19 protein-coding genes and 2 pseudogenes are annotated in these 24,189 nt (G+C 65.4%); 5 read left to right on the forward strand and 16 right to left on the reverse strand.

All coding sequences use genetic code 11. The features are described 5' to 3' along the window. Positions 1-63 precede the first annotated feature (63 nt). Positions 64-864: a bifunctional hydroxymethylpyrimidine kinase/phosphomethylpyrimidine kinase gene (gene thiD / locus JHD07_RS03695; protein WP_291619049.1), complete on the reverse strand. Its 801-nt coding sequence runs from the start codon at positions 862-864 to the stop codon at positions 64-66. A 128-nt stretch (positions 865-992) separates the two neighbouring features. On the opposite strand from thiD, the gene JHD07_RS03700 reads away from it, so the two are divergent. Further along, positions 993-1,238 (forward strand): Lrp/AsnC family transcriptional regulator, encoded by a 246-nt coding sequence (locus JHD07_RS03700; protein WP_018642903.1) that lies wholly within the window; start codon positions 993-995, stop codon positions 1,236-1,238. A 9-nt stretch (positions 1,239-1,247) separates the two neighbouring features. Here JHD07_RS03700 and JHD07_RS03705 read toward each other — a convergent pair whose 3' ends face one another. Then, positions 1,248-2,171 carry a cytochrome c gene (locus JHD07_RS03705; protein WP_291619073.1) on the reverse strand — a complete coding sequence of 308 codons (924 nt, stop codon included), beginning with the start codon at positions 2,169-2,171 and terminating at the stop codon, positions 1,248-1,250. A 147-nt stretch (positions 2,172-2,318) separates the two neighbouring features. Here JHD07_RS03705 and JHD07_RS03710 point away from each other — a divergent pair, with 147 nt between their 5' ends. Beyond that, the gene (locus JHD07_RS03710) at positions 2,319-2,738 is read left to right on the forward strand and encodes a CHRD domain-containing protein (protein ID WP_291619075.1); all 420 of its coding nucleotides are present in this window, start codon (positions 2,319-2,321) and stop codon (positions 2,736-2,738) included. Between the two features lie 74 nt (positions 2,739-2,812). Here the strand turns inward: JHD07_RS03710 and JHD07_RS03715 are convergent, their stop codons facing one another. From JHD07_RS03715 to JHD07_RS03750, 8 genes are all read right to left on the reverse strand, one after another. Continuing rightward, entirely contained in the window at positions 2,813-4,096 is a 1,284-nt protein-coding gene (locus JHD07_RS03715; protein ID WP_291619077.1) for a cystathionine gamma-synthase family protein, read from the reverse strand. Between the two features lie 240 nt (positions 4,097-4,336). Continuing rightward, positions 4,337-4,924: a cytochrome c gene (locus JHD07_RS03720; RefSeq protein WP_291619079.1), complete on the reverse strand. Its 588-nt coding sequence runs from the start codon at positions 4,922-4,924 to the stop codon at positions 4,337-4,339. Further along, entirely contained in the window at positions 4,882-7,191 is a 2,310-nt protein-coding gene (locus tag JHD07_RS03725) for a xanthine dehydrogenase family protein molybdopterin-binding subunit (RefSeq protein ID WP_291619081.1), read from the reverse strand. Before JHD07_RS03725 ends, JHD07_RS03720 begins: the two co-directional genes overlap by 43 nt. A gap of 81 nt (positions 7,192-7,272) precedes the next feature. After that, on the reverse strand, positions 7,273-8,799 hold the full coding sequence (gene murJ, locus JHD07_RS03730) for a murein biosynthesis integral membrane protein MurJ (RefSeq protein WP_291619083.1): 1,527 nt from the start codon (positions 8,797-8,799) through the stop codon (positions 7,273-7,275). 190 nt (positions 8,800-8,989) lie between these two features. Next, a complete protein-coding gene (locus JHD07_RS03735; protein WP_291619085.1) occupies positions 8,990-10,177 on the reverse strand; it encodes a DegT/DnrJ/EryC1/StrS family aminotransferase in 1,188 nt (395 codons plus the stop codon). Between the two features lie 9 nt (positions 10,178-10,186). Next, positions 10,187-11,191 (reverse strand): Gfo/Idh/MocA family oxidoreductase, encoded by a 1,005-nt coding sequence (locus JHD07_RS03740; RefSeq protein ID WP_291619088.1) that lies wholly within the window; start codon positions 11,189-11,191, stop codon positions 10,187-10,189. Between the two features lie 182 nt (positions 11,192-11,373). Next, positions 11,374-12,786 carry a mannose-1-phosphate guanylyltransferase/mannose-6-phosphate isomerase gene (locus JHD07_RS03745; protein WP_291619089.1) on the reverse strand — a complete coding sequence of 471 codons (1,413 nt, stop codon included), beginning with the start codon at positions 12,784-12,786 and terminating at the stop codon, positions 11,374-11,376. Between the two features lie 7 nt (positions 12,787-12,793). Continuing rightward, complete coding sequence (locus JHD07_RS03750; RefSeq protein WP_291619091.1) at positions 12,794-13,783, reverse strand: SDR family NAD(P)-dependent oxidoreductase; 990 nt, start codon at positions 13,781-13,783, stop codon at positions 12,794-12,796. Between the two features lie 232 nt (positions 13,784-14,015). On the opposite strand from JHD07_RS03750, the gene JHD07_RS03755 reads away from it, so the two are divergent. Continuing rightward, complete coding sequence (locus tag JHD07_RS03755) at positions 14,016-14,975, forward strand: lysylphosphatidylglycerol synthase transmembrane domain-containing protein (protein WP_291619093.1); 960 nt, start codon at positions 14,016-14,018, stop codon at positions 14,973-14,975. Further along, entirely contained in the window at positions 14,972-15,991 is a 1,020-nt protein-coding gene (locus tag JHD07_RS03760) for a glycosyltransferase family 4 protein (RefSeq protein ID WP_291619095.1), read from the forward strand. Before JHD07_RS03755 ends, JHD07_RS03760 begins: the two co-directional genes overlap by 4 nt. Here the strand turns inward: JHD07_RS03760 and JHD07_RS03765 are convergent. The 5 genes and pseudogenes from JHD07_RS03765 to rfaD form a co-directional block, all read right to left on the reverse strand. Next, on the reverse strand, positions 15,979-16,926 hold the full coding sequence (locus JHD07_RS03765) for an NAD-dependent epimerase/dehydratase family protein (RefSeq protein WP_291619097.1): 948 nt from the start codon (positions 16,924-16,926) through the stop codon (positions 15,979-15,981). The two genes, JHD07_RS03760 and JHD07_RS03765, sit on opposite strands and share 13 nt — an antisense overlap. Positions 16,927-16,961: 35 nt before the next feature. After that, a complete protein-coding gene (locus JHD07_RS03770) occupies positions 16,962-18,875 on the reverse strand; it encodes a nucleoside-diphosphate sugar epimerase/dehydratase (RefSeq protein ID WP_291619099.1) in 1,914 nt (637 codons plus the stop codon). Positions 18,876-18,958: 83 nt separating this feature from the next. Continuing rightward, positions 18,959-20,245 (reverse strand): O-antigen ligase family protein, encoded by a 1,287-nt coding sequence (locus JHD07_RS03775; protein WP_291619101.1) that lies wholly within the window; start codon positions 20,243-20,245, stop codon positions 18,959-18,961. Beyond that, a pseudogene (gene rfaE2 / locus JHD07_RS03780) lies at positions 20,242-21,587 on the reverse strand (D-glycero-beta-D-manno-heptose 1-phosphate adenylyltransferase). The gene JHD07_RS03775 and the pseudogene rfaE2 overlap by 4 nt, the downstream one beginning before the upstream one ends. A 24-nt stretch (positions 21,588-21,611) precedes the next feature. Further along, entirely contained in the window at positions 21,612-22,589 is a 978-nt protein-coding gene (rfaD, locus tag JHD07_RS03785; RefSeq protein WP_291619103.1) for an ADP-glyceromanno-heptose 6-epimerase, read from the reverse strand. Between the two features lie 161 nt (positions 22,590-22,750). Between rfaD and waaF the strand changes: the two genes are divergently transcribed. Further along, positions 22,751-23,848, forward strand: coding sequence for a lipopolysaccharide heptosyltransferase II (gene waaF, locus JHD07_RS03790; RefSeq protein ID WP_291619104.1), 1,098 nt, complete (start codon positions 22,751-22,753; stop codon positions 23,846-23,848). 187 nt (positions 23,849-24,035) lie between these two features. On the opposite strand, the pseudogene JHD07_RS03795 reads toward waaF, so the two are convergent. Continuing rightward, positions 24,036-24,189 (reverse strand): annotated as a pseudogene (locus JHD07_RS03795) (glycosyltransferase family 1 protein); the annotation flags it as partial.

Genomic DNA, 24,189 nt, shown 5'->3' on the forward strand with positions numbered 1-24,189 from the left:
GTCTCACATCTCGCTGCGCTCAATGTGAGCCGACCCTCCCCCTCCAGGGGAGGGTGAAACGGATCAGTAGTACTTGTGGAAATGGTGAACCGGCCCGTGGCCGTGACCGACGCTGAAGCGGTCGGCGGCGCCGATCGCGGCGCTGATCCAGGCCTTGGCATTGCGCACGGCGGTCTCCAGATCCTCGCCCTTGGCCAGCCCCGCCGCGACGGCCGAGGACAGCGAGCAGCCGGTGCCGTGGGTGTTGCGGGTCGCGATGCGCGGCGCGGCGAGCGCGATCACGGTGTCCGTGCCGACGAGATAGTCGATGCTCTCCGCGCCCTCGCCGTGTCCGCCCTTGATCAGGACCGCACGGCAGCCCAGCGCCAGCAGCCGCCGCCCCTGGCTTTCGATCTCAGCCTCGCTCGCCGCGACCGGCGCGTCGAGCAGCGCCGCCGCCTCGGGCAGATTGGGCGTGATCACCGATGCCAGCGGGATCAGCCTGGTGCGCAGGGCATCGACGGCTTCGCTGGCAAGCAGGCGGTCGCCTGATGTCGCCACCATGACAGGATCGAGCACGATATGCCGCGGCTTCCAGCGCGACAGCGCGGCCGCGATCGCATCGATGCTGGCGACCTGGGCCACCATGCCGATCTTCACCGCGCCGACGTCGAGATCGGAGAACACCGCGTCGATCTGCGCGGTGACGAACCCGGCCGGCACCGCATGAATGCCGGTGACGCCGCGCGTGTTCTGCGCCGTCAATGCCGTGATCACGGAGGCGCCGTAGACGCCGAGCGCGGCGAAGGTCTTCAGGTCCGCCTGGATCCCGGCGCCGCCGCTCGAATCGGAGCCGGCGATGGTGAGTGCGACCGGGGTCGTCATGACGATTGTCCGCGTTTTCGAGCCATCGCCCGTCTTAGCAAGCTCGCGCCGAACCCAGCAAGCACGCTTGCTAAATCCGGCCGGTTTTGGCCTATTAGCCGGAAGACTACGCTTTCGGAGTGTCCGCGATGGTTCCTTTCTTCGTTCAGATCAAATGCAAGCTCGGCCAGTCCTATACGGTGGCCAATGCGCTTGCCGAAGCCGAAATCGCCTCCGAGATCTATTCCACGGCCGGCCAATACGACCTCCTGGTGAAGTTCTACGTCGACAAGGATACCGACATCGGTCATTTCGTGAACGAGAAGGTGCAGGTGCTGCCGGGCATCCAGGACACCCTCACCATCATCACCTTCAAGGCGTTCGGCACGGGCTAGCGTTGCGGCTCAGCTGCCTTGCTGGCGCTGGGGCGGTGTCGGTCCCTGCACCGGCCGAAGTGACTTCAGATACACGGCCATCGCGGCGCGGTCTTCCGCCGTCAGTTGCGCCAGATTCTTGATCACCGCCCGCATCGCGCCCGACGCGCTGTCGCCCTCGGGCATGTCGCCGGTCTCGAGAAAATCCGCGATATCCTTCTCGCTCCAGTTGCCGATGCCCTGCTGCGTGATGTTGGGCACCCAGCCCTCGCCTTCCGGATTGGGCCCGCCGGCAAAGCGCTGGGTGCCGATGATGCCGCCGAGCGCATTGCGCGGGCTGTGGCATTCGGCGCAATGGCCGAACCCGTTGACGAGATAGGCGCCGCGATTCCATTGCGGCGAACGTGCGGCGTCCGCGACGAACGGCGCAGTGTCCATGAACAGCTGTTTCCAGATGCCGAGATTGCGGCGAATGTTGAAGGGAAACGGCAGCGCGTGGTCGCGCACTTTGCCGGACACCGGCGGCAGCGTCTTCAGATAGGCAAAGAGGTCGCGGACGTCATCGATGCTGGCAAGACGATAGGACGTGTAGGGAAACGCGGGAAAATAGTGCGTGCCCGTGGGCGAGACGCCGCGCATCACGGCGTTGACGAAATCGGCCTCGCTCCAGCGGCCGATCCCATCGGCCGGATCGGGAGAAATATTGGGCCCATAGAAAGTCCCGAACGGCGAGCCGATCGCCAGCCCGCCGCCAAGCCGCAGGCGATCGGGCTGGTTGGGGGTGGCATGACAGGATGAGCAGCCGCCGGCGTTGAACAGTTCCTGCCCGTTGGCGAGGTCGGGGCTGCGGCTCGGCGCCGGCAAGGCCAGCACGGCCGGGGCGGTCAACCACCAATAGAGGGCGAACGCCGCGCCGGCGGCGATCACGGCGGCAAAAAGCGTTCGTAGCAGCATTCGATCATTCCATCGTGAGCGCGCGAACTTAAGGGTCATGTTGCGCCCGAGCCAACCACGAATATTTTAGACCGCCAGCTGCCATGCCGGAATAAATCGCATGACATACTGTTTGAAGGGCAATCAGGCCTCAACAGGGAGAGACCCATGACCAAAGCCGTTCTTGCCATACTGGCACTCGGAGCTGCCGTTGCCTTCGCCGCCCCGGCCGGCGCGGAGAAACTGAAGGCGACCCTGGACGGCAAGTCCGAAGTTCCCCCCAACACCAGCAGCGCCACCGGAACGGCCGATCTGGACTACGATGCCGCCAGCAAGAAGCTGTCCTGGACGGTCACCTATTCCGGCCTCTCCGGCCCCGCCACCGCCGCGCATTTCCATGGTCCGGCCGAGGCCGGCAAGAACGCCGGCGTTGCCGTCCCGATCCCGAATGCGGCCTCGAGCCCGGTCAAGGGTGAAGCGACCCTCACGGACGCACAGGCCTCCGATCTGCTCGGCGGCAAATACTACATCAACATCCACACCGCGGCGAACCCGGGCGGCGAGATCCGCGGCCAGGTGACGAAGTAAGCCTCAGGGCTGCACTTCACGGAGAGGCCGGGCGCGACGGAGGGCGCGCCCGGCCTTTTCGATTCCCGATGCCCTCAAGCCGCGTTCAACGCCTGCGTGAGGTCGGCGATCAGGTCCGACGGGTTCTCGATGCCGATCGACAGCCGGATCGTGGAATCGAGCACGCCGATCTTCTGGCGGATGTCGGCGGGCACGCCGGAATGGGTCATGGTCGCGGGCAGGCTCGCGAGCGATTCCGTTCCGCCGAGGCTGACCGCCAGCTTGAGGATCTGCAGCGCGTTGAGAAACTTCACTGCGGCCTCCTTGCCGCCGGCGATGTCGAAGGCGAAGGTGGAGCCCGCCCCCAGGCATTGCCTCGCGAACACACCCCCCGCCGGCGAAGCCTCCGCGTGATGACCGAGGTAGTGGACCTTCGCCACCTTCGGATGATCGCGCAGGAAGTCCGCGACCAGACGCGCATTGTCGTTGGCCTTCTCCATGCGCAGGCTCAGCGTCTCGAGCGAGCGGTTGATCATCCAGCAGGAATGCGGATCGAGCTGGGTACCGATGGCACCGCGCAGCGCCTTGATGCCTTTCATGATCGCCTTCGAGCCGAGCGCGGCGCCCGCGATCAGGTCGGAGTGACCACCGACATATTTCGTCAGCGAGTACAGCGAAATATCCGCGCCATGCTCGATCGGCCGCTGAAACACCGGCCCGAGCAGCGTGTTGTCGCAGGCAATTATCGGCGTGGCGCCTTGCTCCTTTCCGATCACTTCGGCGATCCGGCGCATCATTGCGACGTCCACCAGCCCGTTGGTCGGATTGGCGGGCGTCTCGATCAGGATCATCGAAACCCGGCCCTTGGCCATGGCTTCCTCCGCGGCCTGCCTGACCGCCGCCTCGTCGACGCCGTCGGCAAAGCCGACGGCGCCGATCGACAGGCGTGCGAGCGTGTTCGTCAGCAGGGTTTCCGTCCCGCCATAGAGCGGCTGGGAGTGCAGGATGACATCGCCGGGGCGGACGAAGGCCAGGATCGTGGTGGCGATGGCCGCCATGCCGGACGAGAACAGCGCGCATTTCTCGGTGCGCTCGTAGACAGCGAGCCTGTCCTCGACGATCTCGCTGTTGGGGTGATTGAAGCGCGAATAGACCAGGCCCGCGCCCATGCCTTCCGGCGGCTCGCGCCTGCCGGCGACGTAGTCGAAGAAGTCCTGCCCGTCCTCGGCTGTCTTGAACACGAAGGTGGAGGTCAGGAACACCGGCGGCTTGATCGCGCCCTCCGACAATTGCGGATCATAGCCATAGGTCAGCATCAGGGTTTCCGGATGCAGCATGTGGTTGCCTATATGGGTCTTCGACGGGAACGGTTTTACCATGGCCTGTCTCGCTGTTGATTGAGGTGCTCGCCGTGCGTTGGAACTCCCTGATGTCCTAAGCGTGTCGGGAGGAGGATGCATCGTCTCGTATGAACGCACGGCCGTTGGTGCAAAGATAGCCGCTCTCAAAGCGATCCGTCAGACCTTGCGGACAGAATTACTGCCTCGCCGCGGCTCACTGCCACGCAAAAAAGGCGGCTGCCTTCGCAACCGCCCCTTCACCGCGTCCTCGTCGCCCCGTTATTTCAACTTCACACGATAGGTTTCGTGACAATCGTTGCAGCGGTCGTTGATCGAGGTGTAGGCCGCTTTCAGGCTTGCGTTATCGGTGATCTTGCCTTTGACGTCGGCGATCGCTTTTTGCACCGGCGGAATCTTAGAATCGAAATCGGCCTTGTTCTGCCAGACCTTCGGTGAGGAGCCGTAGGTCGCGTTCACCACGTCCTGCTTGGGATTGATCTCGAATATCTTGGCGATCTTGGCAACATCGGCTTCGATGGCGGCGATGGCCTGATCGGCAGCTGCCTTGTCGAAGGGGATATCGCCCTTGCTCATCTTCTGCAGGACACCGTACTGGTTCTTGGCGATCGATCGCATCAGATTGTCCTGCTGGACGGCAATCTCCTGCTGCGCCATCACGGCGCCCGCACCCAGCAGCAGGGTGCCTGCGACAATCATCGTTCGTTTCATCGGGATTTCTCCGGCTCGCCGAGTTCTTGGGAGATCGGCCACATCAATAGACCCCCGCGGCGGACGTTTATTCCGCCCGCGGGGAAGGTCACCGTTCACAGGCTGTGCCGCCGGTGATGCTCGTGGATCGCGATCCACACCCGCTCCGGCGTCGCCGGCATGTCGATGTGGTCGATCTTGTATTCGCGCCAGAGCGCGTCGACGATGGCGTTGACGATCGCGGGGCAGGAGCCGATCGCACCGGCCTCGCCCGCCCCCTTCACCCCCAGCGGATTGGTCTTGCAGGGGATGTTGTTGGTCTCGAACACGAAGGCGGGACCATCAGCCGCGCGCGGCAGCGCATAATCCATGAAGGTCGCGGTGATGAGCTGGCCGTCGGTCGGCCCATACACCACCTGCTCCATCAGCGCCTGGCCGATGCCCTGCATGGCGCCGCCATGCACCTGGCCGGCGAGCAACAGCGGATTGAGCGTCTTGCCGAAATCGTCGACGATGACGTAGTTGACGATCTTGATGATGCCGGTGGCCGGGTCGATCTCGACCTCAGCGACGTGGGTGCCGTTCGGATAGGTACCGTCGGCGCTGGCGAAGGTCGCGCTTCCGTTCAGCTTCGACGGATCGACGCCGGGCCGCTTGGCGAGATCGGCAAAGGAAATCGAGCGGTCGGTACCGGCGATGCGGATAACGCCTTCCGAGATTTCGAGGTCACCGGCGCTCGCTTCCAGCGCCTGCGCCGCGATCTCCTTCAGCTTCTGGCCGAGCTCGCGCGTGGCGCGTTCGACGCTGACGCCGCCCGAGGGAATGGAGGCCGAGCCGCCGGTGCCGAGGCCGGTCTTGATCTCGTCGGTGTCGCCCTGGTGGACGTGGACGCGCTCCGGGGCAACGCCGAACTGCTCGGCGACGATCTGCGCATAGGCGGTCTGGTGGCCCTGCCCGCTCGACTGCGTGCCGATCAGCACGGTGATGTCGCCGTTGGGGTCCATCCGCACATGGGCGGTCTCCTCGCCCATGGTGCCGCAGATCTCGACGTAGCTCGCAAGACCGATGCCGCGGATCAGGCCGCTCTTCTTGGCGAGCTTGGCGCGCTTGGGAAATTCCTTCCATTCCGCGATCTCCATCGCGCGCTTGAGATGCGCGGCGAAGTCGCCGGAATCATAGACCTTGCCCGTGGCCGTCTTGTAGGGCAGCGCCTTCGGCGGGATGAAGTTCTTGCGGCGGATGGCATCCGGCGTCATGTCGAGCTTTCGCGCGCAGGCATCGACGAGGCGCTCGATGACATAGGCCGCTTCAGGACGGCCCGCGCCGCGATAGGCATCGACAGGCACGCTGTTGGTGAAAATGGTGCGCACCCGGCAGTGGAACGCCTGGATGTCGTAGAGGCCCGGCAGCATGCCGGCACCGCCATGCGGGATGTAGGGCCCGAAGGTCGACAGATACGCGCCCATGTCGCCCATCAGGTCGCAATCCATCGCGAGGAACTTGCCGTCCTCGGCCAGCGCCATCTTGGCGGTGGTGACGTTGTCGCGGCCCTGCGCGTCGCCCATGAAATGCTCGGTGCGGTCGGCCGCCCACTTCACCGTCTTCTTGAGCTTCTTGGCTGCAACCGCCATCAGCGCGTATTCGCGATAGGGGAACAGCTTCGTGCCGAAGCCGCCGCCGACGTCGGGGCAGATCACCCGCATCTTGTCGGTGGGGATGTCGAGCACGTTCTGGCAGAGGATGTCGCGCAGGCGGTGGCTGCCCTGGCTGCCGATCGTCAGCGTCAGATGGTCGCGCTTGGCATCGTACTCGCAGACCGCGGCGCGCGTCTCCAGGAAGCTCGCGACCACGCGCGGATTGACGATCGAGATTTCAGCGACGGCATGCGCCTTGGCAAAGGCGGCTTCGGTCGCCGCCTTGTCGCCGATCGAGACGTCGAACAGCACGTTGCCGGGCTTGTCCGGCCAGACCTGCGGCGCGCCCTTCTTGATGGCGTTGACGACGCCAGTCACGGCAGGCAGCGGCGACCATTTGACCTCGATCGCCTCGATCGCGTCGCGGGCCTGGTCGATGGTCTCGGCGACCACGAAGGCGACTGCATCGCCGACATGGCGCACTTCGTCCTTGGCCAGGATCGGGTAAGGCGGGCCGGTAAACGGATCGGTCTCGAGGTTGAACAGGCACGGCAGATTGCCGAGATCCGTCACGTCATCCGCCGTCAGGATCAGCGCGACACCAGGCAGGCCGCGGGCGCGGCCCGCATCGATGGTGTATTTGGCATGCGCGTGCGGCGAGCGCAGCACTAGGCAGCGGAGCGCAGCCTGCGGCGCGTAATCGTCGGTATAGCGGCCCTTGCCGCGGATGAGCGCGTCATCCTCCTTGCGCAACACGCTTTGGCCAACGCCGAACTTGATGGGAGCCGCCATTGTCTGTTCCCGTTCTCATGGTTGTTTTGTGGGCCATATTGCCGTGGAAAAACCGGCAAGGCAAACGGTTGGCAACAAAAACTAGCCGCGTACCAGCGAGACCAGCCAGTTGCGGCCAAACAGCGCGAGGATAGTAACCGCGTAGACGATGGTGCCCCCGAAGGCGAGCAGAACCAGCGTCAATTCGTCCCGCAAGTGCATTGCACCCAGCAAGGCACCGCTAAAGTGCGCGATCAGCCAGAACGCGGCGGCCAGGATCAGACCGGTCAGCAGGAATTTACCGAGCGACAGCAGCCAGGCGCGGTCGAGCACGAGGAAGCCGCGCCGCACGGCGAAGAACAGCACCAGCAAGAGATTGGTCCAGACGCCGACGGCAGTTGCGAGCGCGAGGCCGATCTGGGCGAGCGATCCCATCAAGGCGACCTTCAGCGCGACGTTGACGGCGATGCCGGTGAGCGACGCGCGCACCGGCGTCGCGGTGTCCTTGCGCGCATAGAAGGTCGCGACTGCACTGCGGATCAGCACGAAAGGAATGAGGCCGATGGCGTAGGCTGCGAGCGTGCCGCCGGCGGCAACCGCATCGGCCTGCGAGAAGGCTCCGCGGGCGAACAGCGCGCGCATGATCTCGTCGGGCACGGTGAGGAAGGCCGCCACGAACGGAATCGAGAACAGCAGCGTGAAATCGAAGGCACGGCGTTGTGCCCTCATCGCGCCGTCCTGGTCGTTGGCTGTGATCCGCCGCGACATCTCCGGCAACAACACCGTGCCGATGGCGATGCCGATCACGCCGATCGGCAATTGGTTCAGACGGTCGGCATAATAGAGCGCCGACAGAGCGCCCGCGGGCAGGAAGGTCGCGATGATGGTGTCGGCGAACAGCGCCACCTGCGTCCCCATCGAGCCCAGCGTCGCCGGACCGAGCGCTTTGAAAAAGCCGCGGACGTCTTCGTCGAGCTTCAGCGGCGCAAAGCGCGGCAGGCCGCCATGGCGGGCGAGATCGCCTGCGAGCAGGAAATATTGCAGGAAGCCGGAGATCAGCACGCCCCAGGCTGCGGCATGGCCGGCGGTCGGAAACCACGCGGCGAGCGCCAGCGTCATCATCATGGCGACGTTGAGGAAGATCGAGGCGGCCGCGGCGCTGGCAAAGCGCTGCATCACGTTGAGCATACCGCCATAGAGCGTCACCAGCGTGATCAAGAGCAGATAGGGAAAGGTGATCCGGGTCAGTTCGATCGCGAGCTTGCGCTGCTCGGCGTCGTCAGAAAAGCCCGGCGCGAGGATGCTCATGGCCTGCGGCATGAACAGCCAGGCGATGATCAACAGCACCACCTGCGAGGCCAGCAGCAGCGTGAAGATGCGGTCGGCGAACAGGCTGGCTGCGCCTGCGCCCTTCTCGCCATGGACATGGGCATAGGCCGGCACCCAGGCCGCGTTGAAGGCGCCCTCGGCAAAGATCGCGCGGAAATGATTGGGCAGCCGAAGCGCCACGAAGAACGCGTCGGCCACCGGGCCGGCACCGAGGATCGCCGCGAGCATGATGTCACGGGCAAACCCCGTCAGCCGCGAGAGCAGCGTGTAACCACCAACCGTGAAGATGCGTCCGAGCATGCGTCTGTTCTAGAGCATGTCAGGAATAGGTCTAGGTGCAAACCACGGCGCAGGTGCGCTCCCTCCCCCGCTTGCGGGGGAGGGTTGGGGAGAGGGTTGTCTCAACAACGATGACTCCCCCAGAGGAGAGAACCCTCACCCGGCGCTGCGCGCCACCCTCTCCCGCAAGCGGGAGGGAAAGAAAGCAAGATCACCCCGCCAGCGCGCCTTGCACTGCGGCGATCACCCGCTCCTGATCGGCTTCGGTCAGATAGGCGTGCATCGGCAGGCTGATGACGTCCTGCGACAGGCTCTCGCAACCCGGCAGGCCACCCTCGGCGACCGGATAGTGCTTGTAGGCGGTCTGCTGATGCATCGACTTGCCGTAATAGATCGCGGTCGGCACGCCCTGGGCCTTGAGCGCCGCAGCAAAGCCGTCGCGGTCGGTGCCCCTGGGAAGACGAATGGTGTACTGCGCCCACACCGAGGTATTGCCCGGCGCGAGGCGCGGAACAGTGACGACATTCGACAGCCCGCGGGCATAACGTTCGGCGACCCCGTTGCGCGCGGCGATCTCGTCGTCGAAGATCTTCAGCTTCTCGATCAGGACCGCGGCCTGCATGGTGTCGATCCGGCCGGTCAGGCCGAGGCGGACGTTGTCGTATTTGTCGACGCCCTGCCCGTGCACGCGGATGCTGCGCAGCGTGGCCGCGAGCTCGTCGTCATCGGTGAAGATCGCGCCGCCGTCGCCGAAGCAGCCGAGCGGTTTTGCCGGGAAGAAGCTGGTCGCGGTGGCGAGCCCGAAGGTGCCGAGCTTGCGGCCCTTGTAGCTCGCGCCAAAGCCTTGCGCGGCGTCGTCGAGCACGAACAGGCCCTCGTCCCTGGCGATCTCGGCGATGGCATCATGATCGGCCGGCTGGCCGAACAAATCGACCGGAATCACCGCGACCGGCTTGAGACCCGCCTTCCGGGCGGCCGCGATGCCGCGCCTCAGCGACTCCGGGCTCATGTTGAAGGTCGTCTCGTCCACATCGACATAGACAGGCGTGGCGCCGGTCCGCGCCACCGGCGAGGCGGTCGCGATGAAGGTGAAGGACGGGCACAGCACGGCATCGCCCGGCCCGACATTCTTCGCCATCATCACCATCAGGATCGCATCGGTGCCGCTGGCGCAGCCGATCACGTGCTTGGCGCCGCAATAGGCCGCGAGCTGCTTCTCGAGCTCGAACACTTCGGGGCCGTTGACGAACTGGCAATGGTCCATCACGCGCTTGACCGCCGCATCGAGCGAGGCGCCGAGCCGGCGGCGCTGCGAGGCGACGTCGATGAAGGGAATGGGTTCAGAACGCAGATGCTGGTTCATGGTCTGGTTCTTGGCGCCTTCTCGACTGGTCGACATGGAAAGGGGTCAGCCGGCGACGCGGCGCGGCCCCTTGCGGGCCGGCGACGTGGCCGCGGGACGCGAGGGCGTCTCCAGGCACTGCGTGGCGATCTCGAGGCTGGCAACGCCCTCGTCGCCCGTCACCGCCGGAGCTTCGCCGCTACGCACCGCCTTCAGGAACGCGATCAGCTCGGCGCGCAGCGGCTCGTCGTGGCCGACAGGCAGATGCCGCATCGAATAGCTGCCATCCGGCTTGAAACCGAAGCACTCGGTGACCTGGCGCGTGAGCAGATCACCCATCACGTATTTGCCGCGGGTCGCGACCGTGACGCTGCGCGCCTTGAACGGCGTCAGCCAGTTGGTGTTGATGTGGGCGAGCACGCCATTGGCGGTGCGAAACTGCAAGAGCGCGATGTCCTCACGCTCGGCGACGGCGCTCGACAATTGCGGCTGCACCTCGACGATGTCGGATTCGGTGAACCAGCGGATCAGGTCGATGTCGTGCACGGCGAGGTCGATGACGACGCCGACATTGGACATGCGCGGCGGAAACGGGCCGACGCGGGTGATCGCGATGGAGAGGATGTCCTCGCCCGCGATCGCCTGCTTGACCGCGGCGACGGCCGGATTGAAGCGCTCGACATGGCCGACCATCAGCGTGACGCCGGCCTTTTGCGCGGCGGCGACGATCTCGCGCCCCTCCTCCACCGTGGACGCGATCGGCTTCTCGACCAGAACGTGGATGTTCTCGGCGATGCAGGCGAGCGCGACCTCGTGATGCAGATGCGTGGGAGCCGCGATGGTGACGGCATCGACGCCTTCGGCGAGGAGCTGCTCCAGCGTCTCGAAGCTTTCGCAATTGGCAAGTTCCGTCGCCCGCATGCGATGTGCCGGTGAGGGATCGACGACGCCGACGAGGCTGACGCCGGGAAGGCCGCTGAGCACGCGCGCGTGGTTGCTGCCCATCACGCCGGCACCAATGACGCCGACGCGCAAGCCGGCCTTTGCCGGCGCAGATCCCCTGGAACTCATCTGAGCAAACCCCGATTCAACCCAAATCCCCGGCGCGCTTCTAGCACGGACGCCACATTTGTGGCGAATGGCGGGCTAGCGGGCCGGACACGATTTGATTCAAAAAGTTACACGTTCCCCGGGCCTTAAGCCGAAAAACATACCGCTCTTGGGCCCGGGTCGCGTGATTCGGAGCTTGCTGGTTACGACCTTTGATAGTCGTCTTCAATCCGGATGATGTCGTCTTCCCCGAGATAGCTTCCAGTCTGGACCTCGATCAGTTCCAGCTGGATCTTGCCGGGATTCTCCATCCGGTGGACGGCGCCCATCGGGATGTAGATCGATTCGTTCTCATGCACCGTCTTCACGGTCTCGTTCACCGTGACCTGGGCCGTGCCGCGCACCACGATCCAGTGCTCGGCGCGATGGTGATGCTTCTGCAGCGACAGGCGTCCGCCCGGCTTCACCACGATGCGCTTGACCTGGTGACGCTCGCCATTGTCGACGGATTGATAGCTGCCCCAGGGCCGGTGCACCTTCAGGTGCTCCTCGGTGACCTTCGGCGCGACCGTCTTGAGCTTGGTGACGAGCCGCTTCAACCCGTTGGCATCCTTCTGGCGCGAGACCAGAATCGCATCCGCGGTTGCGACCACGACGAGATCGTCGACGCCTTCGAGCGCGACCAGCGCGGAATCGGTGGTGACGTTGCAGTTGCGGGAATCCTCGAACACGGCGGTGCCGTGCGCCGCATTGCCTTGCGCGTCCTTCTCCGACAGCTCCCACACCGCAAGCCAGGACCCGACGTCGGACCAGCCGCAGGACACCGGCACCACGGCGGCGCGCGATGTCTTCTCCATCACCGCATAGTCGATCGAGATCGCCTTGGCCGCGGCGAATGCCTGCGGCTCCAGCGTGACAAAGCCGAGATCGCGGCCTGCATTGTTGACGGCGCTTGTCACGGCATCGACGCTTGCCGCGTCGACCTTGCGGTACTCGTCGAGCAGCACACCCGCCGGGAACATGAAGTTGCCGCTGTTCCAGAGATAGCCGGAATTGACGTAATCGGAGGCCTTCACCGCGTCCGGCTTCTCGACGAAGCGCGTGACCGCATGCACCTCGCCGGAAATCACTTCGCCCGGGTTGATGTAGCCGTATTCGGTCGCGGGCCGCTCCGGCTTGACGCCGAAGGTGACGATGCGCCCGGTGCTCGCGGCGTTGAGGCCCTCGCGGCAGGCGGCGACGAAGGCGGCCTTGTCCTGCACCACGTGATCGGCGGCGAGCGCGAGCACGATCGCCTCGCTGTCGCGGTTCTGCGCGAAGGCCGCGCCTGCGGCGATCGCAGGACCGGAATCGCGCCGCATCGGCTCGAGGATGACGTCCGCCTCGATGCCGATCTCGGCGAGCTGCTCCAGCACCATGAAGCGATAGGACGCGTTGGTGATGACGATCGGCCGGTCGAACAGGGCAGCGTCGGACACGCGCAGCAGCGTGTCCTGGAAGGTCGAGCGCGTGCCGAACAGCGGCAGGAATTGCTTCGGGCGCACCTCGCGCGAAGCGGGCCACAGCCGCGTGCCGGCACCGCCGCACATGATCAGGGGGATTATGCGTTTGTCCATGGTGATTTCAAACCTTGAAATAGTCGCGATACCAGGTGACGAAATTTCGGACCCCATGCTCGATCGGCGTTGACGGCGCAAAGCCGGTGTCGCGCATCAGATCCTCGACATCCGCGAACGTTTCCAGCACATCTCCCGGCTGCATCGGCAGCAATTCTTTGATCGCCGTCCGGCCCAGCTCCCGCTCCAGAAGACCGACGACGTGCATCAGTTCCTCCGGATGGTGATTGCCGACATTGTAGAGCTTAAACGGCGCATTTGCGGCAGCCGGATCGTCCGCAGGCACGAGATCGACCAGCTTCGACACGACGCGCGTCACGTCGTCGATATAGGTGAAGTCGCGCCGCATCCTGCCGTGGTTGAAGAGCCGGATCGGCTTGCCGGCCAGGATGGCATTCACGAACAGAAACATCGCCATGTCGGGCCGGCCCCACGGGCCGTAAATGGTGAAGAAGCGCAGGCCGGTGACCGGCAGCCGGTAGAGATGGCTGTAGGACTGCGCCATCACCTCGTTGGCTTTCTTGGTCGCGGCATAGAAGCTCACGGGGTGATCGGTACGGTCTGCAACGGCAAATGGCAATTTTGTGTTGGCGCCGTAAACGGAGGATGACGAGGCGTAGACGAGATGACGACAGGAATTGTTGCGGCAGCCCTCCAGCACGTTGAGGAAGCCCACGAGATTGGAATCGGCGTAGGTCTGCGGCTGCTCGATCGAGTAGCGAACGCCGGCCTGCGCGGCGAGATGCACAACCTTGGCAAAACGATGTCGCGCAAACAGCGCCGCCATCGTCTCTCGGTCGGCAAGGTCCGCCTCGACGAAGGAGAAGCGGGGCTGGTCCCTGAGCAGCGCAAGGCGTGCCTTTTTCAACGCCGGATCGTAATAGCTGTTGAGATTGTCTAGCCCGACGACAGGACGGCCTTCGCCCAGGAGCTGGCGGGCGACGTGAAAGCCGATGAAACCGGCCGCGCCGGTAACCAAAATCGCCTGATCCGTCATCCTGTTCCCTGGGGATCGCTAGCCCCCCTGTTTAGCCGCCACCTCGACACGGTCGCAATAGGCTCCCTGTTGCTCCGACCGGCTTCTTCATGATGCCCTTAACGACGGCTCTTAACGGCGGCTCCCAAGAAGGGCTATTGCAAGATCGGCGCCAAAACCATACCACAGCGGCCGAATTCGGCGCCTTGCGTCGGGTCGCCTCAATCTTCGCAAACCCTGTCATGCGGGCGAGATGCGCCGAATCCTGCTGTCGACTGCCAAAATCGTGATCTCCGCGGCGCTGCTCTATCTGGCGTTGCGCAAGGTCGATCTGTCCGAACTTTTCTCGCGCTTTACCGTGACCAGCCTGCTCTGGATCGGCGTCGCGATCATGGTCACGTTCGTGCAGATCTTCGTCGGCGTGCTGCGCTGGCGCGAGATCAGCGCCGTTTGCGGCGCGCCGCTCGAGCTCGGCCGTGCCATGCGCTACAACGTGATCGGCTCGTTCTTCAACCAGACCCTGCCCTCGGCCATCGGCGGCGATGCGGTCCGGCTGTGGCTGGTCGCGCGCGCCGGCGCGGGCTGGCGTGCAGCGACCTACTCGATCTTCGTCGACCGCGCCGTCGGCCTGATCGCGCTCGCGGTTCTCATCGTTGCCAGCCTGCCCTGGAGCTACGCCCTCATCACCGATCAGCACGGGCGCTCGGCGCTGCTGCTCGTCGATCTCCTGGCGCTCGCCGGCGGCCTCGGCTTCCTGGTTTTCGGCGCGCTGAAATGGCCATGGCTGAAGACCTGGTGGGCAACGCACCACATTCACGCCTGTGCCGTCATTGCCAACCGCGTGATCTTCAGCCGCACCCGCGGTCCGCTCATCGCCATCCTGTCGGTGCTCGTGCACGTGCTCGCCGTCGTCATCGCCTGGTGCGTCGTGCAGTCGATCGCGGCCCCGGTCCGCTTCAGCGACGTCTTTCTGCTGGTGCCGCCGGTGATGCTGATCACGATGATGCCGATCTCGATCGCCGGCTGGGGCGTGCGTGAAGCAACGATGGGCCTGGCGTTCGGCTTCGCGGGACTTGCCCCCAACGAGGGCGTCAACGTCTCGCTGCTGTACGGCGCCGTGTTCTTCATCGTCGGCGCCGTCGGCGGCCTGGTCTGGATCCTCAGCGCGGAGAAGGCCGCGCAAGGGTCGGCTCCGATCGGAGTGCCGGAGTGAGCTCGGCTGCCGAGGCGCTCGCTGGTGCGCCACTCTTGCTTGCGGTCGTGGCCGCGGCGCTGATCTCGGCGCTCGTCACCTGGATCAGCCGCCCCCTGCTGCAGCGCTACGCGCTTGCGCGGCCGAATGCGCGGTCCTCGCATCGCATCCCGACGCCGCAGGGCGCCGGCATCGCGGTGATCGCCGCGACGCTGATCGTCGCCTCGCTCTGGGCGGCCTCGGCCAATGTCGCGATCCCGCCGGCGCTGGTCGCTGCGACGGTCGTGATCGCGCTGGTCGGCTTCGCGGACGACATCGTGTCCCTGCCCGTGCTGGTGCGGCTGGCGCTGCAGGCCTCCTGCGTCGGCGCCGTGGTGTTCACCGCGCCCGAGACCGCGCGCATCGTGCCTGCGCTGCCGCTTGCTCTGGAGCGCGGCCTCGTCGTCCTTGCCGGTGTCTGGTTCGTCAACCTCGTCAACTTCATGGACGGGCTCGACCTGATGACGGTGGCGGAAGTCGTGCCGGTCACCGCTGCCCTGCTGTTGCTGGGAATGTTCGGGGATCTCTCGTGGCCGGCCCTGCTGATCGCCGCCGCGCTCTGCGGCGCCATGCTCGGCTTTGCGCCGTTCAACCGTCCGGTCGCAAAAGTCTTCCTGGGCGATGTCGGCAGCTTGCCGATCGGCCTCTTGCTCGGCTGGTGCCTGCTGGAGCTCGCCTTTCGGGGCCAGCCGGCCGCGGCGCTGCTGCTCGCCGCCTATTATCTTGCGGATACCACCATCACGCTGTTTCGCCGCATCATCAGGCGCGAACCGTTCTGGTCGGCGCACCGCACGCATTTTTATCAGCGCGCGACCGACAGCGGGTTCACGGTCAAGCGGGTGATCGCCGAGACATTCGCGCTCAATCTCGTGCTGGCGTTGCTCGCCATCGTCACCGTTCGCGCCGGCTCGACGGCGATCACGATGATATGCCTCATCGCTGGCGCGGCCGCCGTCGCCTTCGTGCTGCGGCGATTCGCCGGCGCTCAGCCGGCTTGAGCGGACACCGCGAGCCGCAGACCCTCGTCGAGGGAAACCTCCGGCTGCCAGCCGGTCGCGAGCGCCTTGGAGAGGTCGAGTTCGAGCGAGCCGACCAGGCCGTCATTCATATCCTGGCGCCCCATCATGCGCAGGGCCGTGCTGAGCAGGGCCGGCGGTATGCCGAACAGCCGGGCGCTCTTGCCGGAGGCTCTCGCCAGGCGCGCGATGAATTCGGGCGTCGAGACCCGCTCCGTGTCGGCGAGCAGGAATATCTCGAAATTGCTTGCGGGGTCGGGATAGCCGAGCCGGTGCAGGATGAATGACGACAGGTTCTGCACGGATAGAAAGTTGCGGCGATTGCGGATCGCCGCAAAGGGCATAGGCAGCCCCAGCCTGACTGCGCGCGCCAGCAGCGGGAAATTGCCCTTGGCGTGCGCACCGTAGATCAGCGGCGGCCTGATCACCGAGATTTTCATGCCGGCTTCGCGCGCCAGCAGCCTCAAGCCCGCCTCGGCCTCGGCCTTGGACGTGCCGTAGAGGCCACGCGGCGTCGGGACGTCGCTCTCGCTGAACGGCGCACGGCCGTCATTGCTGCGGCCGTGAACGAGAACGGTGCTGATGAAGATGAAATGACGCACGCCGGCCCTCGCCGCACAGCGCGCCAAGTGCAGTGTGCCCTCGACATTGACGTTGCGGTAGAGCTCGACCGCGTGCTCATCGTTCTTGTAATGCACGCGCGCGGCGAGATGGACGACGGCGTCGACGCCTGCCAGCGCGGCCTGCCACTCGGTCTCCGGGCCGATCGATCCGATCACGACCTCACTGTCGCTCCCCTTCGGGCTGCGCACCGCCGGGCGAACCGACCACCCCGCCCGCGCCAGCGCTGGCACGACATGCCGGCCCAGGAAGCCGCTCGCCCCCGTCACCAGCGCGACCGGTTTCCGTTCGCTCATCGTTGCTCCCCGAGCGCGAGATTGCGCAACAAAGCTCAGGCCGCCGTTGACCCGAACTCGGGCACGGCATCCTTCAGGATGGTCCTGATGGTGGCGCGATCGTCGCGCGCGATCGCCTGCTCCAGCGCCACATTCCATTTGCGCAGCGTCTGCATCGGCGGCTCGTTCGGCTGCGCAGCCATGATGCCGGGCACGCCGATCTCGCGGGTCGGCTCCTCCGAGGCGAACAGGATCTCGTGCAGGCGCTCGCCCGGCCGCATGCCCGTGAACACGATCTCGATATCGTAGCCCGGCTGCAGCCCGGACAGGCGGATCATGCGTTCGGCGAGATCGACGATCTTCACCGGCTGCCCCATGTTGAGCACGTAGACCGAAACGTCGGGACGCTGCGTTCCAAGCGCATGCGTCGCCGCGGTGATGACGAGATCGCAGGCCTCACGGATGGTCATGAAGTAACGGACCATGTCGGGATGCGTCACGGTCACGGGACCGCCGGCCTCGATCTGGGCCTTGAACTTCGGCACCACCGACCCGTTCGAGGCCAGCACGTTGCCGAAGCGGACCGAGATCAGCCGCATCGGCGGCTTGGTGCCGTTGGCTCCGGCTGCGAGGTCGCGATCGAGCGCCTGGCAGTACATTTCGGCGAAGCGCTTGGTGAGGCCGAGCATTGACACCGGCTCGATCGCCTTGTCGGTCGAGATCATCACCATCGCCTCGGCGCCGGCCGCAACGGCGGCGTCCGCGACGTTGATGGAACCGAAGATGTTGGTCTTGACACCCTCGCTCCAATCGCGCTCCAGGATCGGCACGTGCTTGAGCGCCGCGGCATGGAAGACGATGTCGGGCTTGAACTCGGCCATCAGGCGCATGATGCGCTCGCGGTCGCGGATGTCGGCAATCCGGCCTTCGATCTGGGCAGTCGCACCACGCGCGGCCAGCGCCTCGGTGACCGCGTAGAGAGCCGGCTCGGAATTTTCCACGATCAAGAGACGCGCCGCGCCGAACGCGACCACGCGCTCGCAGATCTCGGATCCGATCGAACCACCGCCGCCGGTGACGATCACGGCCTTGCTCCTGATCAGGGCCTCGAGGCGCGCATAGTCGATCTTCTCGCTCGGACGCAGCAGGAGATCCTCGACCGCGACGGCCGTGAGCCTTGGCGTGTCGCCGCTCTCCAGCGAGGGCATCCGGCTCACGATCACGCCCAGCTTGCGTGCCCGCATCAGGATCGATTCCGGATGCGAGTCCGGCTCGAAAGCCGACGGCGTCATGATGAGGCGCGCGATCGCCTTGTCGCGCTTGGCGAAGTCCGAGATCACGTCCTCGACGTCGTCGATGCCGCCCAGCACCGGCACGTTGCGGATGAGTTGGCCAAGATCGGCACGCGATGGCGACAAGACGCCCACCGGCCAGATGTGCTTGATCGCTCCGCTCTCGATGCCGCGCAGCAGCACCTCGACATCAGCGGCGCGGCCGATCAGCAGCGTCGGCGCGGCCTCCCCGCCTCTCGCGTGACGCCGCACCCGCGTATAGCGGAAGTAGCGATAGGTCATGCGCAGCGCGCTGAGGAAGAAGATCTCGAGGAACCAGTAGAGGATGATCGTCACCTTCCCAAGGAAGAAGGCGCCGCGAACGTTGGGGGCAACGAGGATGTAGTCGAGGACGAGCAGGGCAACCGTGAGCACGGTTGCCGCGCGAATGATGTTCAGCGCGTCAGGCAGCGAGATGAAGCGCCATTTCGTCGTGGTCAGATTGCTGAGGAAGAACACCACCACGCTGAAGGCGAGGAAGTAGGGCAGGATATGGAACAGCAGCGGCAATCGCGCGTAGAAACCGTCGCCACCTTCGAATCGAAGATAGAAGGCAACGAAAAGCGCTGCCGTCGTCGCCAGCAGGTCGTGGAGCGCGATGAGGAAATTGCGCGAGGTAAGATGCGTAAATCGCGTCATCCGCCGACCGATGAAGACCCAGTTAGATGCAACCTGACCGCGCTGATAGCCCATCTGGACAAGACTTGCCAGCCGCGCGACGCTCAGGAACCCACTTCCGCGCTCTCGGCCCGGCCCTGCTGTGCCCGGATCACCATGCCGCCGGCAACGCCGACGCCGATGACGTACATCCAGCCCTCGTGGAAGTCGAACAGATGCGAGTTGAACAGCGAGGTGAACACGTTCTGCACCACCACCAGGAGCCCGATCCAGTTGGCAAGCCCGTCGCCGCGGAACAACCGGAGATGCAGTATCCAGATCGCGTAGAGGATGACGATGCCGATCGCGCCCCATTGCACCGCAACGTTGAGCGTCTGGTTGTGCGGGTTGCCGATCACCTCGGCTGACGCCCGGCGCTCACCGGCGGGCGTTGCGACGCGTTCGAACAGCCCGCGGGTCGAACCCGTGCCGTGTCCCATGATCGGCGCTTCCGCGAAGAAGCCAAGCGACTTGCGCCAGAACTCGAGCCGCATGCCCATGGAGGTTGCCTCGCCCCGCTCCACATAGCCGGTGTAATCGGTCGTAAACCGCTCGGCGGTGTAGCGCAATTGCGGCGAGGCCTGCCAGGCGAGAACTGCGCCGAACAGCAGCACACCGGAGATGATCGCGATGCTGCGCCATCTGAGGTGAAGCAGCGCGAACACGCCGAACATGATTGGAATGGTGACGAGCGCGGTGCGCGAGACCACCACGAAGGTCATGTTGATGAAGAAGCTCAGCGCCAGCGCCGTTAGCAACGCAGCGAACCAGTACCGCTTCTCGCGCAACAGCATCGCGATCGGATAGGCCAGCGCGACCGCGCAAAGCGCGAATTCCTGGCTCTGGTTGATGTAGTTCTTGACGAAGATGCCGTGTTCGGGCGGATCGGTCTTGAGCGCGAGGTTCGGGTAGAACGCGACCAGCCAGGACATCACCGACAACAAGGCGCAGGACACCAGGAAGGCGATGAAGACCCAGTGTCCGCGCGAAGAGCGCTCGAAATGATAGAGCAGGACCGGCAGCACGAGCAGCTTGAGGGTCGGATTGACCGCATAGAAGCGCGCGCCCCACGCGGCATCCGACCACAGCGTTCCGATCAGCGCGAGAACGACCAGCGCGATCGGCGCGATGCAGATCGGCCGCTTCAGGGACTGCAGGAAGTCGCGCAGATCGAGGAACGGCACCATGCACAGCAGCATCAGCGCGTTGAAGATCCCGGCAAGCGATGTCGACCAGGGCAGCGAGGCCGCGGTCAGGATCGCAAACAGATCGACCGTCTCACGCCAGGCCGCCGGGCTGCGCAGGCGTCGCCGCAACATCTGGCCGGAGGTCTCGCGGGCAAGCGCCGTCACTTGCCCCCTCCCCGGGCGCGATGAACCAGCGCCGTCGTGCTGAAGCCCTGCAGGATGTCGACCAGCACGACCACCCCGCCGGCGGCCTCGACCACCTCGTGGCCGACGACCTGCTCGCGGGTGTAGTCGCCGCCCTTCACCAGCACACCGGGCTTGATCCTGGTGATCAGGTCCATCGGCGTGTCCTCCGCGAAGATGACGACCAGATCGACCGCCTCAAGCGCAGCGAGCACTTCGGCACGCGCGCGCTCGTCCTGCACCGGACGATCGGCCCCCTTCAGCCGCCGCACCGAGGCGTCGCTGTTGAGCCCCACGATCAGGCGGTCGCAGGCGGCGCGCGCCGCGGTCAGCACCTTGACGTGACCGGGATGCAGGATGTCGAAACAGCCATTGGTGAAGCCGACCCGCTGGCCCTGCCTCCTCCATTCGGCGAGCTGCGCATCGAGCGCGGCCGCATCGAGCACGATCTTCTCCTCGGCCACGAGAGTGGCATGCGGCAGGATCTTGCGGCGCAGCTCGGCTGCGCTGACGCTGGCGGTGCCCTGCTTGCCGACGGCGACGGCGGCGGCGGCATTGGCCACGCGCAGCGCCGTATCCCAGTCCGCGCCGGCGGCGAGCGACACCGCAAGCGCGGCGGCGACGGTGTCGCCGGCCCCGGAGACGTCGCGGACCTTCACCGGGAAAGCCGGCACGTGAACGGCCCCGCCACCCCGCGGCACCAGCGTCATGCCGTGCTCTCCTTGCGTGACCAGGATCGCCTCGCAATCGGCGAGCCGCATCACGTCCTCGCTGGCCTCGACGATGCTCTGCACCGTCTCTGCGCGGCTGCGGGTCGCTTCGGAGAATTCCTTGCGATTGGGCGTGAGCAGCGTGGCGCCGCGATAGATCGCCCAGTTCAGGCTCTTGGGATCGCGGCGATCAATTTCGTTTCGACGTCATCGGATGCGGGCAGCGCCTGCTCCCAATCCGCGCGCAGCATGTGCGTAGAAAAATGCTCGGAGACGAAACGGACTTTTCGCGTGGTCGGCCGCGAGGCATCGCGCACCAGCACGCCTTCGATGCCGGCTTGATCATTGAGCGCGGCCTCGAGCCGCGTACCGGCCTCGTCCTCGCCGACGAGGCCGACGAAGATGCAGCGCGCGCCGAGCGAAGCGATGTTGCGCGCGACGTTGCCGGCGCCGCCGACGTGGATCTCGCTGCGCTGGGCTGCGATGACCGGCGTCGGTGCTTCCGGCGAGATCCGCGACACCTCCCCGTAGACGAACTCGTCCAGCATGATGTCGCCGATGCACAGCACGGTGCGGCTTGAGATGGCTTGCGCGAGGGCATCGAAATCGAGAATGGGCGTCGGCATGTCCAAAGGGCCTCAGCGAAAGCGGTCGGGGCGGTCGAGATAATCCCCGACATAGGCCTTGACCGCGTCCTCGAGCGTCGTGAAGCCGCCGTTATAGCCGGCGCGATGGAGACGATCGACCTTGCTCTGGGTGAAATACTGGTAGCTGTCGCGGATCTGCTCGGGCATGTCGATGTATTCGATGTTGGGCCTTGTGCCGAGCGCCGCATAGGCCGCCAGCATCAGGTCCTTGAAGCTGCGCGCCTTGCCGGTGCCGACGTTGAACAGGCCGGACACCGAGGGCATCGCCAGCAGCCACATCATCACGCGCACGACGTCGTCGACATAGATGAAATCGCGGCGTTGGTCGCCATCTTCGATGCTCTCGCGATGCGACTTGAACAGCTGCACGGGTCGGCCTGCCCTGACGTCGTCGAAGCGCCGCGACAGCACGCTCATCATCGCGCCCTTGTGGTACTCGTTCGGGCCGAACACGTTGAAGAACTTCAGGCCGGCCCATTGCGGCGGCAGCCGATCACCGCGCGCGACGCGCTCGGCGACGGCGAGATCGAACAGATGCTTGCTCCAGCCGTAGAGATTCATCGGCCGCAATTTCTTCAGCGCCGGCAAGGAGGCGTCGTCGTCAAAGCCTTCCAAGCCGTCGCCATAGGTCGCCGCCGAGGATGCATAGATGAACGGCACCGCGTTCATCGTGCACCAGTCCAGAAGGCGCATCGAGAGGCGGAAATTGGTCTCGACGACGAGGTCGCCGTCAGTCGCGGTGGTCGCGGAAATCGCCCCGAGATGGATCATGGCCTCCAGCTTGCGGCCCTTCAGCCAGTCCATCAGCTCGGCCGGCGGCACGATATCCACAAGCTGCCGTTTGGCGAGATTGCGCCACTTGCCCTCGGTGCCCAGCCAGTCGCAGACCACGACGCTGCGACCGGCCTGGTTCAGCGCGGCCACGACATTCGACCCGATAAAACCGGCCCCGCCGGTCACCAGCAACATTCCACGACTGCCCGATTTTCTTAATGCCCGGTCCTGCCCTAGCGCATGATCCGCCAAAGTGTAAGCGGTTTTGGGATCGTCGCTTCTGTCGGCTTTACCTGCCGCCCGGGAGCGGCTACCGAACCGCCCGACATCAACACGTCGTCGGCCCTCATTAACGAATGAATATTGATTCGCAATTTGCTGGAGATGCAGACCGGAGCGACACCCGCCCGATCCTGATCATTCCCTACATGTGGATCGGCGATTTCGTGCGGAATCACACCGTTGTGCGGGTCCTCAAACAGCGCTGGCCGAACCGGCCCGTCGATCTCCTCACCACGTCCCTGTGCGCCCCGCTGGTCGATTACATGCCCGGCGTTCGCGAGGGTATCGTCTTCGACCTCCCGCGCGGCCAGCTCGCCTTGGGCCGCCAGCTGGCCTTGGCAAAGCTCTTGCGCGAGCGGAATTACGGCACCGCCCTGGTCCTGCCGCGCACCTGGAAGGCGGCCATCGCGCCGGCGCTGGCCGGTATTCCGGAACGGATCGGCTTTGTCGGCGAATTCCGGTTCGGCCTGCTCAACCGCTGGCGCTGGGGCGAGAAGAAGCTGCCCCGCTTCATCGACAAGAACGCCGCCCTGGCCCAGCCCGACGGCGCGCCCTTGCCTCCGGAATGGCCGGTGCCGCAACTGCGCGTGCCGGCCGAGGAGATCGCCAGCTGGCGGCAGGCCAACGGCCTCAGCGCCGGCGCCGCGGTGGCGCTCGCCCCAGGCTCGGTCGGCGTCTCCAAGCGCTGGACCTTTTATCCCGAAGCTGCCCGCCTGCTGGTCGAGCGCGGCCTGGAGGTCTGGGTGGTCGGCGGACCCGCGGAAAAGGGCCTCGCCCAGGAGATCGTCGCGGCGGGCGGCCCTGGGACCGCAGGCGGCCCTGGGACCGCAGGCGGCCATGGGGTGCGTGACCTCACCGGCACGGACTTGCGCAACGGCGTCCTCGCCATGGCAGCGGCCGGCGTCGCCATCTCCAACGATTCCGGCCTGATGCACATCGCAGCCGCCTTGGGCACACCGACCATGGGCATTTTCGGTCCCACCGCCCCCTACCTCTGGGCGCCGCTGAACGGCCTTGCGGCAACGGTGGTGCAGGACAAGGAAAAGCTGTCCTGCCAGCCCTGCCAGAGCACGATCTGCAAGATGAACGACCACCGCTGCATGCGGAATATCGCGGCGAGCGAGGTGGTGGAGATTGCGGAGCGGGTGCTGGGGGATGGGGGGCAAGGGTGACGAGCTGAGGCGATCGAGGCTCGCCAATGGTGACATCCTGCCATTGTTTTGCCCGGCGAGTCAAAGTTTAATTCGAAAAATCCGCAATCGAGCGAAGTCCTCCGCCAACTCCTTGATTTTGCTGTCTCCGGCTACTGTGCATGGGGTTGTTTTCGAATTTTTCATTACCGACGCCAGGAGGCGCAGCTCAGAGCAGCGGCCGATAGACCTCCCCGATCCGCGCCGCCTCCGCATCGAGGCTGAACTTCTCGAGCACACGCGCCCGCCCGCGCTCACCCATCGCCGTCGCGGCGGCGACGTCGCGCATCAGCGGCTCCAGCGCCACAGCGAGTGCATCGGCA

Source organism: Bradyrhizobium sp. (assembly GCF_016462955.1).
Classification (GTDB): Bacteria; Pseudomonadota; Alphaproteobacteria; order Rhizobiales; family Xanthobacteraceae; genus Bradyrhizobium.